Raw genomic sequence first — 13,240 nt, 5'->3', positions numbered from 1 at the left:
CAAACAAATAACCTACGACAGCGGCTGTATCTTCAGCTGCACCGAGAATTGCTGCAACAAAAGCAAAAATAAATGAAATCATAAAGGCACCAAAGCTAATACCCAATCCCCGCAGGAAATATCTTTGTCTGTTTAATCGGCCGGTATAAGTGGTCCACTTTAAAGATTCAGTTATATTTGCATACACAGTCCCGGAGGCTTGAAAATTATTGTCATTTTGCTGATTATTGTATGGATTATAATTATTTGGCTGCTGGCCGTATGGGTTGTAGCCATTCTGGTAATTTATTGGCTGATTTGGATTGCCCTGCATAGGCTGCATTGGCTGATTATTTTGAACAGGCTGACTATACTGCGTAGCTTGATGATCCTGTTCGTATTGCATTGGTTGCTCAGGTTGAACATTTACATCGAATTTTTGTCCGCATTCTGGGCAAAATGCAATATTGTCATCTACTTTTTCACCACAATTACTGCAAAATTTTGACATAATATCATCTCCATAAAAAATTAAATTTATAACTGTATTGTATAATAATCAATTGCTCTATAATAAAAGCGGACAGCAATATGCCGACCGCTTTTAAAAGCATATTTAAGCGTAAATATTGCCTCTTTCATCACTGGTTGTAGTCAAACCGATGATGCTTTCTACCAAAGCTAAAATGGCAGGTATACCAGTCCAGCAAAGAAGCAGATAAGCAATACCCCAGCCAATTTTACCGGCAAAGAATTTATGGACACCGAGACCACCTAATAAAATAGCCAAAATACCATAAGCAATCTCGTTAACAAGAGCCTTATAACTTCCTAAAGACCAAGCTGTACCTGCTCCCTGGCTATTAAATGGGTTATAGCCCATACCATTCATATTGTTAGGATTGTTAAAATGATTGTTATTATATGGATTATTTGCCTGAACAGGATTGGATTCAACAGAATAAGATGTCTGCTCTGCAGGTGCGTTATTCTGAGTAGTAGCACCACAACTTGGGCAGAAAGTGGTACCATCTTCTATTTGCTGTCCGCAGTTAGGGAAAAACTTAGACATAATATCAACTCCCTGTTATAAATTAAATTATAATACCTGGTATAAATCTAGTATAAAATGATATACGCTTCAACATGAAGGTATTATTCTAATAAGCATCTAATATAACTCGGTGGAAGATGTACCCGACCTCTACAGGTGGGGGAAAACAAACTTTAACAGGTGGTGAGCATATCTCCCACCTAGTTGAAACGCTTATAGGAATATTTTTTTAAAAGAAACATTTGAACAACTGCGTTATAATGAGGTTTATTGGGTGGGAGTTATATGCTCCCTATAAATATTTCCGTTAGCATAGGATAAAATGTTTCACGTGAAACATTTTATTTATCCATGATCTCATTGGCAATATTTAGGGCAATAACTGCATCCTGAGCGTAGTAATCAGCTCCGGCCTCATCGGCATAATCTTGGGTGAGAGCTGCACCTCCAACGATTACCTTGGAAGTGTTGCCACTTTCCTTAAGCTGCTTTATAACCTCATCTATCTCTGTCATAGTAGTGGTCATTAGAGCACACAACCCTACAATATCTGCTTCATTTTTGATAGCACTTGATACTATTTCTTCAGCCGGTACATCTTTGCCCAAATCAATAAGCTTAAAACCGCTGTTTTCCAGTAGAGCTCCCACAATGTTTTTGCCTAAATCATGCACATCTCCCTTTACAGTAGCCAACACCACTGTCCCTTTTCCTTCGCCGTCTTGGGCTGGGAATTTTTCTTTAAGTATGTTGAAGGCAGCTCGCATTGCTTCAGCCGATAACAATACCTGTGGCAGAAAAATACGGCCGGCACCAAAGTCTACACCAATGTCGTTCATTGCTGCGGTAAGACATTTTTCGGTCAGTTCGTTTGGTTCAACACCGGTTGCTAAAGCGTTTTCTATAAGCTGAGCCATGGAGTCAGCATCACCATCTATTACTGCCTGCTTAACAGCTTCAAGAGGTGTAAGCTCGATATGCTTTGCTACTGCAGCTGTTTTCGCCACTGCCAAGTTTGATTCTTTTTTGCTGAAATCACGACCGTTGGGATCCTTTCCCAATAATGCCATACTTGCCATCAAAGCATTCTGCATAGCATCATCATATGGATTCATTATTGGTGCATCAAGACCAGCGGATAAACACATTGCAAAGAAGGTGCTGTTAATCAGTGGCCTATTTGGTAATCCGAAGGAAATGTTGCTCAGTCCCATGGTTGATGGATAACCGTATTTTTCACGATATAATTGCAGCGTTTTTAATGTTTGGTTGCAGGCATTTACATCAGTGGCTACTGTCATAACCAATCCGTCCAGCAGAAAATCCCCATCCTTTAAACCAGCTTTTTTGGCCGCTGATATAATTGTATCCATTACCTGAATTCGTTCCTCAGCAGTTTTTGGAATTCCTTCGTCAGTTAACGGAAGACAGAGAATAGCAGCTCCATATTTTTTTGCTAATGGAATAAACTTTTCCAGCCGTTCTTTTTCAGCACTTACAGAATTTATCAATGCCCTCCCTGGGTATGCCCGTAAACCTGCTTCCAACACTGTAGCATCGCTGGTATCTATTACTAATGGGGCATCAGTCAGCTGGGAAATTTCAGTTACAGCTTTTTTCATAGCCTGAGCCTGATCAATACCGCCAACACCCATATTAACATCCAAAAGACTTGCTCCGGCTTTTACTTGATCCATGGCTTCTTTTTTGACTGACAAAAAAGAGCCATTTTTGATTTCGGCTGCCAGCTTCTTGCGGCCGGTAGGGTTTATCCGTTCTCCAATAAGTCTGGTTGGCAGATCTTTGTCAATGGTCACAGTTTTACTGCGACTTGATATCATAAGCCGTCTACGCAAGGGTTTAAAGCTTGGTTCCTCGAGACCTGCAATCGCCTTTTTAATTGCAGCAATGTGTACAGGAGTTGTTCCACAGCATCCACCCAGATATGTTGCACCAGCCTGCAGTAACTTTGGCGCCCACTCGCCAAAGTCTTCCGGCCCCATTGGAAAGGTCGTTTTTCCATTAACAAGCTGTGGCATACCGGCATTCGGCTGAACACTGATTGGCTTTTCCGTGTTTTCCGAAATAGCCTTTACTACTGGAAGAAGCTGCTCCGGTCCTAAGGAACAGTTTACACCAATAATATCTGCACCCATAGCATCCACTGTTATGGCAAATGTTTGAGGGTCGGTTCCGGTAACAGTACGACCATCTTCACTGAATGATTGTTGACATATTACTGGAAGATTGGTTACTTCTTTGGCAGCCAATAATGCTGCTCGCATTTCCTGCAAATCGATAGAAGTTTCTATCAGGATATAGTCTGCACCGCCGTCAGCCAGAGCGGTTGCCTGTACTTTATAGTTTTCATAGGCATCCTCAAAATCAAGATCTCCTACTGGCTTTATAAAACGGCCAGTTGGTCCCATGCTGCCAGCTACCTTGATGTTATTCCCAGCTGCTTTTGCGGCCTTTACTGCGGCAATATTTATTTCTCTGGCTCGATCGCTAAGACCATAATGGGCCAGTTTTAATGGTGAAGCCCCAAAGGTATTAGTTTCGATGACCGTTGAGCCTGCATCAACATATTGCTTGTGTACACTTGTTACAGCATCTGGGTTATCAATATTGAGCATTTCCGGGCAGTAGCCGGTTGGCAACAGTCCAAGCTGTTGAAACATAGTACCCATGGCACCGTCAAATATATGAATCATTTAATCATTCCTTTAATAAAATTAAACCTACCTTATCAATAGGCTAATGACAGTATACTGTTTATTGCCTGTTGTAGCAAGTGTTATATGATATATTTCAATACTTATATAAGTAAATAATCTTCCAAAGATCATTTCAGATATTTAACTTAAATTATTGTATTGGCTTAAGAGTTAGACTATCGCCTAGCCGGACAATCTAGTTTATTGCATTGGGAACAATCATGCCTTTCACGATTGGCTGATGTAAATGCACAGCTTTCTTCCATTATATATAAACCTATAATCGCAGTGATGGATTTTCGTGGTTCCAGCATCAATGACTCAGTAATACTGATACCGATTTCATCACCTTTGGCCATATAAAGCATTTCATGTTGTTGTTCTATTGGCCAATCTCCATAACCAGGGCTAAAACGCCATTTCATATTGTAGCCTTGTTTGCTTACATGATTTTTTATGGCTTTTTCCATTAAATCGGCATTTTGTTCCACAGCTGTAGTAGCCGCTGCATCAAGCATCAAGGAAAGACTATATTTTCCTTCTTTAAACAATGATGTAATTTCGTTTTCAATATCTATGCCGACAGTAGCGGCCAGCAGAATAACCTTTGTGCATCCATTTAAATGCTTTCCAATAGCATTTCCTTGTAGCTTGAATGGTGGGGTAGTGGCCACGGTTTGGGTTTTGCTGTCATAGTCATATATTTCCCAGATACCGGTGGGCTTTATGACTAGCCGAGCTAATTCACAGGCATCATCAATTATTTCTTCATCAAAATCGGAATTTCTCAATCCGGCATATCGTTTTGTTTCTTTTTTGTCTATTTCAAAATAAGGTGAATTGAATATAGGCATAATATTACCTCATTTACACAAATGTTTCACGTGAAACAATTCTATCACAATTTTAAGAAAATATAAAAACAATTACTTTTATTATCGAAAAAAAACAGCAATGATGGTACAATAGATAGAAGATAGTGAAATAGGATTTTATTATAGTGGCTTGATATTGTCACTGAATTTGGTCTAATCCTTTGATAAACTAGTTATTAACTTGCAATCTGGGTGGTCAGAATTTGCATCAGTTAGTGTTGGGAAAATGAATAGTAAGGTCGGTGAATAAATGGGAAAGGTAATAGCTATAGCAAATCAGAAAGGCGGCGTGGGGAAAACAACAACCTCTGTCAGTCTCAGTGCTGCTTTGGCAGAAAAAGGAAAAAAGGTATTGCTGGTTGATTGTGATCCCCAGGGTAATGCTACCAGTGGATTTGGTATAAATAAGCAGGAACTGGAGCATAGTATTTACAATGTTATTATTGGCGGATGGTCTCTCGGTGATATTATTATGCCTACAGATTATAAAATAGATATCGCTCCATCCCAGATTGACCTGGCTGGTGCTGAGGTAGAGCTGGTGGAAGTCTCCGGTCGGGAATATCGGCTAAAGAGTGCTATTGATACAATTAAGGGTAATTACGATTATATTATTATTGACTGTCCTCCTTCATTGAGCTTTCTTACATTAAATTCTTTGGTGGCAGCTGATTCGGTTTTAATTCCCCTGCAGTGCGAATTTTATGCCTTGGAAGGTTTAACTCAGCTGTTAAATACCATTGATATGATAAAGGCAGATTTGAATGTGAATTTGGAAATCGAGGGAATTGTTATGACCATGTTTGATTCCCGTACTAATCTGTCTGAACAGGTAGAGGCGGAAGTTCGCAACCACATTGGGGACAAGGTATATAAAACCACAATTCCTAGAAATGTTCGACTCAGTGAGGCACCTTCCTATGGCTGTCCAATTTTTGCTTATGATCCTGGGTCAAAGGGAGCGACGGCATATATGAACCTGGCACAGGAGGTAATGAATAATGGTTAAGAAAAAAGGTGGCCTGGGTCGGGGACTGAACGCATTTGGGCTAAGTAATGATACACAAAAAAATGAACAAAACAAACAAAATACAGCTGTAGCTGTTGCTAAAAATAATGACAAAGGTATTCAGGAAATAGAAATCAATCTGATAAAGGTAAATCCCCATCAGCCACGAAGTGAATTTGATGAAGAGGCATTAAATGCCCTGCAGGATTCCATTAAAGAATATGGTGTATTGCAGCCGGTATTGGTGAGAAAAACAGCCAAAGGGTATGAGCTGATTGCCGGTGAGAGGCGTCTGCGGGCTTCCAAAATGGCTGGGAAAAAGGTTATTCCAGCAGTTATCAAAGAATATAATGATGCTCAGATGACGGAGATTGCTCTTATCGAGAACATTCAGCGGGAAAATTTAAATCCAGTTGAAGAAGCCAATGCTTACCAACATTTGTTGTCGGATTACGGTCTTACCCAGGATATGCTGTCCAAAAAGGTTGGACGCAGCCGGTCCCATATTGCAAATTTCCTCAGACTGTTAAAGCTTTCACCAGCTGTACAGACCATGCTTACTGAGGGAAAGATTTCCATGGGGCAGGCTAAACCTTTATTGGCTATTGAAGATAATATATTGCAAGAAAAGGCAGCAGCCTTTATAATAGAGAACGATTTGTCCGTAAGAAAGGTTGAAGCATTAGCAAAACAGCTGCTGAAGCATCCTGATTATTTTGAGGAAAAGCCAATTGATCCAAAGGGACAGGATACCGATGCTGCTACTTTGTATTTATTGGAAGCCGAGGATAAGTTAAAAATGTTTTTCGGAACTTCGGTTCGTATAAAGGGGACAGGAAAGAAAAAGAAGCTGGAAATTGACTTTTCCTCCAATGAGGAACTGGAAAGGATAATAGGCCTTATTTCTGATAAAACCAGAGACATGGACAATGCCGATAAGCTGGCAAAGCTGCGGGCATATTCCACCAAGGGAAAATTTAGTGTATAACGAGGAGCTTTTATAAATGGAAAACACCGAAATAATGAAGTTTATTATAAATAATCTCAGCTATGTAGTGGCTACTTTGGGAATATTGATGATTGTAATGTATCTTTTAATGATAAATTTATTTTATAACCTTAATTATATGAAGAAGCGTTATAAGAAAATGATGACCGGGGTGGATGGTGCTAATCTGGAGCGATTGATTATCGGCTGTGTGGATGATGCCAAGGCTGTTTCTGAAGAAAATCAGGAGATAAAGCGCAATATTGAGGACATAAGAGCTTTGCTACAGCAGGCTATAACCAAGGTGGCTGTAGTGCGCTTCCGGGCCTTTGAGGATATGGGCAGTGATCTTAGCTATGCAGTGGCTATGTTGGACTCCGATAACAATGGTGTGATAATGTCCAGTATTTTTGGCCGGGAGGATTCCCGTAGCTATGTTAAGCCGATTACTGCCGGTAAGTCATCCTATCCAATGACCGATGAGGAAGAAGATGCCTTGAAACAGGCTATGAGACAGCATTAAGTATATAGATATAACGAGCTTTAAGATGTCCCCCACCTCTTTAGGTGGGGGGGAAAAACAAACTTTAACAGCTGGCGAGCATATCTCCCAGCTCGTTGCGAAGCGAAGCTAGTCCTTTAGGGAAACGCTAATGAAACGCTAATTGGAAGATTTTTCTTCTTAAAGAAGAAAAATTTGAACAATGGCGTTATAAAATTATTATATAGGTTCTGTAGAGAACAATATTACTCTGAAAGTCGCATAAAAGCTAAAAATAATTCGTATTTTTAGGACTTGAACTCAAGGTTATTTCATAGTAAAATGTTTAGGCTACAGAATCTATATTTTTTTGAGTGCTTTTTGAGGTTTGGAGGATTTTTTTTGGACAGAAAGGCGAATAGTACGGATAATCGGGAATATACCATCAAGATTATACCGCATCAGGGTGCCAATGTTCACAGCATAAATCTGCCAATTAGGTGGATAAAGTATGCAGTAGCTTCAATATTAGCTATTGTACTTTTGATGGTTGGCGCATTTAGTTATTCGGTATACAGTAGTTATTCCCTGAGAAACGAAGCCTCACAGATTGAGAAATTGAAGGAAGCCAATAGTCAGCAGCAGGAACAGCTGCTGGAGCTATCGAAAAAGGCCAATAGCCTTCAGGATGAAGTAGACCAGTTGGAACAGGTTGAAAAAGAATTGCGGCAGTTGTCCGGCGTGGTTGAAGAAGTAGGTAAGGATGGCAGTGAGGCAAAGCACAATGGTCAAGGTGGTCCAAAGAAGCATTTGGACATTCAGGATGTGAGCCTGGCCTTAAATGATGTTGAAAAGCGGGTGGCTGATCGCAAGAGCAGCTTGAATAAACTTAGAGATACCCTGCGGGAAAAGCATCAGAAGATTGAGTTACAGGAAAGTATTTCTGCGTCAACTCCATCTATCTGGCCAACGGTGGGAGAGATAAGCTCGTCCTATGGTCTCAGATGGGGCGGCAGTGATTTCCATCCAGGTATTGATATTGCCAATGATGTTGGTACACCTATAGTGGCTACAGCAGATGGTGTTGTTACATCAGCTGGCTGGAACTCCGGCGGATATGGAAATATGGTTGATATCAATCATGGCAATGGTTATATGACGCGCTATGCACATGCCTCTCAGGTATTGGTAAGTGCCGGCCAGACAGTAAAGCGTGGGCAGGTTATTGCCTATATGGGCAGCACCGGTTACAGTACTGGACCACATGTACATTATGAAATTCGTGTTAACGGTGAAATAGTTAATCCTATGGGTTATATGAGGTAAGGTGATTCAGATGTTTGGCATGGTAAAGTCTTCATTAGATAATTCTATGAAAAATGATATTGAAACTATTATTGGCAACAATACAGTTATCAAGGGGGAAATCAATGGCAGTGGTAATCTGCGGGTAGATGGACTCGTTGAAGGTGGCGTTAATGTTTCTGGTTGTGTCATTGTAGGTGAAAACGGTCGGATAAATGGTGATGTTTCTGCCGATGAAATGATTATTTCCGGAAGCGTTGAAGGCAATGTCACTACAAATAACTGTCTTTCCATTTGTTCCACTGGTCAACTGACTGGTGATGTGAAGGCTGGTAGCCTGAAGATTGAGGAAGGTGGCAGTTTCCAGGGCCGCAGTGAGATGAACTTCAAGCCAGCTGATCCTGCCTTTGCAGAATAATTGGCATCTATGCTGTGATGAAATGAACCAATTTCATCACAGCTTTTTTATTTCAGGTATTAAAAAAGAGGTGTTTTTATGGAATTTACGATGGAAGATATTAAAGTAGGGCTGAAGAATACAGTAACTGATAAGGTTACGGATAAAAATACCGCCAAAACAATGGGCAGTGGAAGTTTGGAGGTATATGCTACTCCGGCTATGACCTGCCTGATGGAGAAGGCGTCGACAGAGGCTCTGGAGCCATTGTTGGCTGATGGGTGGACTACGGTGGGGATTTCCCTTGAGGTACAGCATAAAGCGGCCACACCGATGGGAATGAAGGTTAGAGCTGAAGCTGAGGTTGCAGCTGTGGATGGCCGGAAAATTACCTTTACAGTAAAGGCTTTCGATGAAAGGGAAGAAATCGGATTTGGAACCCATGAGAGATTCGCTGTTATGAAGGAAAAATTTATGTCTAAGGCTGCCGGGAAGGCCAAGATGTAACAGAATGATAGTTTTTGGGACGCAAAATCTTACGGGATTAGCTCGAAGGTTTGCGTCCTTTTTGTATACCGAAAAACAATACAAAACATACAAATTTAATTATATTGTTATAAAAGCGTCAATGTAGAAAATACAAGGGTTTACTGGTATTGTATACAGTATTATTTTTGAAAAAGTGTATATATGGATATAAAATTTGTATAAATATACATAAAGACGGATGGATAAAAGCGGTAAATAGCAATCAATAAACGATTTAATATATTATCTAGTGAATAATTATATTGACACTAAGAATAAAGATACATATAATAGTACTTGTTACTTCGAAAAGGATATATCATAAACATACAAATGTCTTTTGAATAGAGATAGTGTGAATGCTTATATCTTTGAAATGCAGTAAAAAACGGATTTTGTGTATTGGAGGAGTGTTACGATGTGTAGAATTGGTTCAATTAAAAGTAAGGTTCCAGTGCATCCATCCAAAGCCCTGCATTTGATGCTGCCTCAGCAGGAGGGGCATGATAATTCAGGCTTTGCCATGGTTATGCAGGATTTATATGGAACATTTTCCAGCTATAAAGACAAACCCCTCCTTTCGATGGCCTGTACCCAAAAGGGTAACCAGCTGGTAGAAGAGTATATGGACAGTCATAACTTTACCCAGTTGGCCGAGTGGATTCCGGTGCCAAACAAGCAGCCAGGACTGGATATTCAGGCTATGCCGTATTATATTTTTAGAAATTACGATTTTCCGGAGCATTATAATGAGCTTTCCGAAGAGGAAAAGCAAAATCTTTTGTTGGATACCCGTCTGGCATTGCGGAAAATTTTAGAGGAATCCGGGCAGGGATATGTTTATTCTTTTTGGCCGGATGTGTTGACATTGAAGGAAATTGGCGATCCACGGGATATTGCTACATATTTCCATCTTTGGGAGGATAATGGCTTTCTGATGGCCAAAAATATTGTAGTTCAGTGCCGTCAGAATACGAATTATGATATTGTGCGGTACGCGGCTCATCCGTTTTTCCTACAGGGCTACACTTTGTGTGCCAATGGGGAAAATACCTTCTATACCAAGAACAAGGAATTCCAAAAGTCATTGCACAGGGGCTATATTGGCTTTGAGTCAGATTCCCAGTGCTTTTTGTACACTCTTCATTATGTTCTCCACGAGCTGAAGTGGCCAATAAATTATTACAAGCATGTTATCACTCCGCTTCCATTTGAGGAAATCGAGGAACGGGAGGATAAGGATGTGCTGAAGGCTATTCGTCAGTCGTTGGCCCATTTGGAAATAAACGGACCCAATACCATTATTGCGACTCTTCCTGACAACCGTATGATTACCTGTTGTGATTCCAAGAAGCTGCGGCCGGTGGTATTGGGCCAGGACGGGGATATGGTGGCTATTTCCTCCGAGGTATGCGGTTTGAACGAGATTATGCCGGATCGGGATAAGGAAAAGGATATTTATCCAAATGAGCGGGAAGTAATTGTTATTGATGATGAACTGGAGGTACAGAGATGGAAGCAGTAAAGACGCAGGATGTGTCGGTAAACGACCTTGCCTGGAAGATAGAATATCATGCTGACCGCTGTACCATGTGCGGCAGCTGTGTAGCGGCATGCTCCTTCAAGGCCATACAGGTGGTTACTCAGGGGCAAACCATTGTTGTTTCTACAGAAAATCAGCCTGTACCGGAAAAGCGGCATATTGCCCGTCCGATTATAAAGCAAAAGGCAAGTCTGACGGATTATTGCCGTGGCTGTGGTATGTGTGAAAAGGTATGTCCAAACAACGCTATCCGACCGGTTAGAAATGTGGACAGTCGGCAGAAATTGTTGTCCAAGGACAATGGCCCAATCAAGCGTGGTGGCCGGACAAATCTCAATGCCCAACGAACATTGGACAGCATCATGGTTGGCCGTATTTCCCAAATGACTGACCCATCCCTGGATGCGGCCCGTCATACCTTTGATATTCGTTCACCATTTGGTCGGGTACTTTCACCAAAAGAGCTTCCACTTAAACTGGAAAATGGCAAAATGGTGATGGACCATAAGGTTCCGCCAGTAAACTGGATTTATCCGCTGATATTCTCCGATATGTCCATTGGTGCTTTGTCAACCAGGGCGTGGGAGGCAGTAGCCTTGGCTTGTGCTTATCTGAATGAAAAGTGTGGTCTGCCAGTGCGGATGAGTTCTGGTGAAGGCGGTATGCCGGTAAAACTGATGGAGTCCGATTATCTTAAATATTTCATTTTACAAATTGCTTCCGGTCATTTTGGCTGGAACAGAATTATTAAGGCTATTCCAAATATGAAGGTGGATCCGGCTGGAATCCTGATCAAAATCGGTCAGGGAGCCAAGCCGGGCGACGGTGGTCTTTTGCCGGCAGCCAAGGTAGCTGAGCATGTCCAGGCTATTCGGGGCGTTCCAAAAGCAACCCTTTCATCACCGCCAAACCATCAGGGGTTATATTCAATAGAAGAGTCTGTTCAAAAAATGCATTTGTCATTAAATGCAGCCTTTGGTTTTAGAGTGCCGGTAGCCATTAAATGTGCGGCGTCTTCCACTTCTGTTTCAGTATATAATAACCTGTTGCGGGATCCTTATAAGATTTGCGGTGGCTTCTTCCTGGATGGTATTCAGGGCGGTACCGGTGCTGCTAATGAGGTTTCGCTGGACCACACTGGTCATCCGGTGGTTTCCAAAATCCGCGACTGTTACCAGGCAGCAGTAAAGCAGGGCCTACAGGGACAGATTCCACTTTATGGTGGTGGTGGTATTGGTCTTACCGGTGATGCGGCAGCGGATGCCTTCAAGATGATCTGTCTGGGAGCCAATGGCGTATTCGTAGGCAAGGTACTTATCCAGCTGCTGGGCTGTGTAGGCAATGAGCATGGTCGGTGTAATTCCTGTAACACCGGCAAATGTCCAATGGGTATCTGTACCCAGGATCCTCGTTTGGTTAAGCGTTTGGATGTGGACAAGGGGGCCCAGAAAATAGTGGACTATGTTTTGGCCTTTGATACAGAATTGAAGAAATTTATGGCACCAATCGGCAACAGTTCCTTGCCGGTGGGCCGCAGTGATGCTTTGGTATCTACTGACAAGGCTATTGCGGATAAGCTGGGTATCCAGTATGTATGCTGAGGAAGGAGTGGTAGGATATGTTTAAAATCGATACAATGAACGGACATGAGCGTATGTCTACTCAGGACCTGCTCCTTGCAATAGAAGCTGCTGTACGGTCTGGTGAAACGGAGTTTGAAGTAGCGGCTTCCGGTCAGCATGATATTGGTGGGCCATTATGGAATCCTGAAGGCAAGCAGCTGTTATTTCATGTCACAAATGCTGGTCAGCGGGTAGGCTCCATGTGCCTGCCCAACACGGAAATTGTGGTGGAGGGCTCTACTTCCGCTGATGTGGGCTGGTTGAATGCTGGCGGTGTAATAACAGTAAAAGGTGATGCCGGAGACACGGCCGGACATTGCTCGGCTGGCGGCAAGATTTTTATTGGTGGTCGGGCTGGTACTCGCAGTGGTTCCTTGATGAAGCATGATCCGCTTTATGAGGCTCCTGAGCTGTGGATATTGAAAAATACCGGCTCCTTTTCCTTTGAGTTTATGGGAGGCGGCCGGGCTGTAGTTTGTGGCTATGATTCCGAACAGTTTGATTCTGTGCTGGGTGAGCGTCCTTGCGTAGGTATGGTAGGCGGCGTGGTTTATGTTCGGGGTCCGATTGCTGATTATCCGAAAGATATAAAATGTCTGTCGCTGGATCAGGATGATATTGACTTTCTGGCCTCTGGCATGAAGGAATTTTTAGACAAAATTGAGCAGCCTGAATTGGCATCGGAGCTGTCAAACTGGGATGAGTGGAAAAAGCTGCGGCCATTAACCTTTGAGGAAAAAAG

12 protein-coding genes and 1 pseudogene are annotated in these 13,240 nt (G+C 42.0%); 9 read left to right on the top strand and 4 right to left on the bottom strand.

Annotated elements, in window-relative coordinates; all coding sequences use genetic code 11:
* From QZV24_RS09610 to QZV24_RS09595, 4 genes are all read right to left on the bottom strand, one after another.
* Positions 1–490 (bottom strand): zinc-ribbon domain-containing protein (locus QZV24_RS09610; RefSeq protein ID WP_294523289.1); only part of this gene is annotated, 490 nt, incomplete at its 3' end.
* Positions 491–595: 105 nt separating this feature from the next.
* On the bottom strand, positions 596–1,051 hold the full coding sequence (locus QZV24_RS09605; RefSeq protein WP_294523287.1) for a TM2 domain-containing protein: 456 nt from the start codon (positions 1,049–1,051) through the stop codon (positions 596–598).
* Positions 1,052–1,374: 323 nt separating this feature from the next.
* Positions 1,375–3,747, bottom strand: coding sequence for a homocysteine S-methyltransferase family protein (locus QZV24_RS09600; RefSeq protein WP_294523285.1), 2,373 nt, complete (start codon positions 3,745–3,747; stop codon positions 1,375–1,377).
* A 179-nt stretch (positions 3,748–3,926) separates the two neighbouring features.
* Complete coding sequence (locus QZV24_RS09595; RefSeq protein ID WP_294523283.1) at positions 3,927–4,604, bottom strand: vitamin B12 dependent-methionine synthase activation domain-containing protein; 678 nt, start codon at positions 4,602–4,604, stop codon at positions 3,927–3,929.
* 271 nt (positions 4,605–4,875) lie between these two features.
* Here QZV24_RS09595 and QZV24_RS09590 point away from each other — a divergent pair, with 271 nt between their 5' ends.
* The 9 genes and pseudogenes from QZV24_RS09590 to QZV24_RS09550 all read left to right on the top strand — a co-directional run.
* A complete protein-coding gene (locus QZV24_RS09590; protein ID WP_294523281.1) occupies positions 4,876–5,634 on the top strand; it encodes a ParA family protein in 759 nt (252 codons plus the stop codon).
* Positions 5,627–6,622, top strand: a complete 996-nt coding sequence (locus tag QZV24_RS09585; protein ID WP_294523279.1) for a ParB/RepB/Spo0J family partition protein — start codon at positions 5,627–5,629, stop codon at positions 6,620–6,622. The genes QZV24_RS09590 and QZV24_RS09585 overlap by 8 nt, the downstream gene beginning before the upstream one ends.
* Before the next feature lie 16 nt (positions 6,623–6,638).
* Positions 6,639–7,145 (top strand): DUF4446 family protein, encoded by a 507-nt coding sequence (locus QZV24_RS09580; RefSeq protein ID WP_294523277.1) that lies wholly within the window; start codon positions 6,639–6,641, stop codon positions 7,143–7,145.
* Between the two features lie 360 nt (positions 7,146–7,505).
* The gene (locus QZV24_RS09575; RefSeq protein ID WP_294523275.1) at positions 7,506–8,429 is read left to right on the top strand and encodes a M23 family metallopeptidase; all 924 of its coding nucleotides are present in this window, start codon (positions 7,506–7,508) and stop codon (positions 8,427–8,429) included.
* A gap of 10 nt (positions 8,430–8,439) precedes the next feature.
* On the top strand, positions 8,440–8,826 hold the full coding sequence (locus tag QZV24_RS09570) for a polymer-forming cytoskeletal protein (protein ID WP_294523291.1): 387 nt from the start codon (positions 8,440–8,442) through the stop codon (positions 8,824–8,826).
* Positions 8,827–8,904: 78 nt separating this feature from the next.
* Positions 8,905–9,312, top strand: a complete 408-nt coding sequence (locus QZV24_RS09565; RefSeq protein ID WP_294523273.1) for a thioesterase family protein — start codon at positions 8,905–8,907, stop codon at positions 9,310–9,312.
* A 439-nt stretch (positions 9,313–9,751) separates the two neighbouring features.
* Positions 9,752–10,858, top strand: coding sequence for a glutamine amidotransferase family protein (locus tag QZV24_RS09560; RefSeq protein ID WP_294523271.1), 1,107 nt, complete (start codon positions 9,752–9,754; stop codon positions 10,856–10,858).
* The gene (locus QZV24_RS09555) at positions 10,846–12,477 is read left to right on the top strand and encodes a glutamate synthase-related protein (RefSeq protein ID WP_294523270.1); all 1,632 of its coding nucleotides are present in this window, start codon (positions 10,846–10,848) and stop codon (positions 12,475–12,477) included. The genes QZV24_RS09560 and QZV24_RS09555 overlap by 13 nt, the downstream gene beginning before the upstream one ends.
* A gap of 17 nt (positions 12,478–12,494) precedes the next feature.
* A pseudogene (locus QZV24_RS09550) lies at positions 12,495–13,240 on the top strand (4Fe-4S ferredoxin); the annotation flags it as partial.

The organism is uncultured Anaerovibrio sp., from assembly GCA_902786545.1.
Classification (GTDB): domain Bacteria; phylum Bacillota; class Negativicutes; order Selenomonadales; family Selenomonadaceae; genus Anaerovibrio.
Note: the sequence above shows the minus strand (reverse complement) of the source record. Positions and strands in the feature narration are given on the sequence as shown.

Bases quoted from the DNA above. Each gene is read 5' to 3' on its own strand.
- QZV24_RS09605 (WP_294523287.1), bottom strand. From the start codon at position 1,051: ATGTCTAAGTTTTTCCCTAACTGCGGACAGCAAATAGAAGATGGTACC.
- QZV24_RS09600 (WP_294523285.1), bottom strand. From the start codon at position 3,747: ATGATTCATATATTTGACGGTGCCATGGGTACTATGTTTCAACAGCTT.
- QZV24_RS09595 (WP_294523283.1), bottom strand. From the start codon at position 4,604: ATGCCTATATTCAATTCACCTTATTTTGAAATAGACAAAAAAGAAACA.
- QZV24_RS09590 (WP_294523281.1), top strand. From the start codon at position 4,876: ATGGGAAAGGTAATAGCTATAGCAAATCAGAAAGGCGGCGTGGGGAAA.
- QZV24_RS09585 (WP_294523279.1), top strand. From the start codon at position 5,627: ATGGTTAAGAAAAAAGGTGGCCTGGGTCGGGGACTGAACGCATTTGGG.
- QZV24_RS09580 (WP_294523277.1), top strand. From the start codon at position 6,639: ATGGAAAACACCGAAATAATGAAGTTTATTATAAATAATCTCAGCTAT.
- QZV24_RS09570 (WP_294523291.1), top strand. From the start codon at position 8,440: ATGTTTGGCATGGTAAAGTCTTCATTAGATAATTCTATGAAAAATGAT.
- QZV24_RS09565 (WP_294523273.1), top strand. From the start codon at position 8,905: ATGGAATTTACGATGGAAGATATTAAAGTAGGGCTGAAGAATACAGTA.
- QZV24_RS09560 (WP_294523271.1), top strand. From the start codon at position 9,752: ATGTGTAGAATTGGTTCAATTAAAAGTAAGGTTCCAGTGCATCCATCC.
- QZV24_RS09555 (WP_294523270.1), top strand. From the start codon at position 10,846: ATGGAAGCAGTAAAGACGCAGGATGTGTCGGTAAACGACCTTGCCTGG.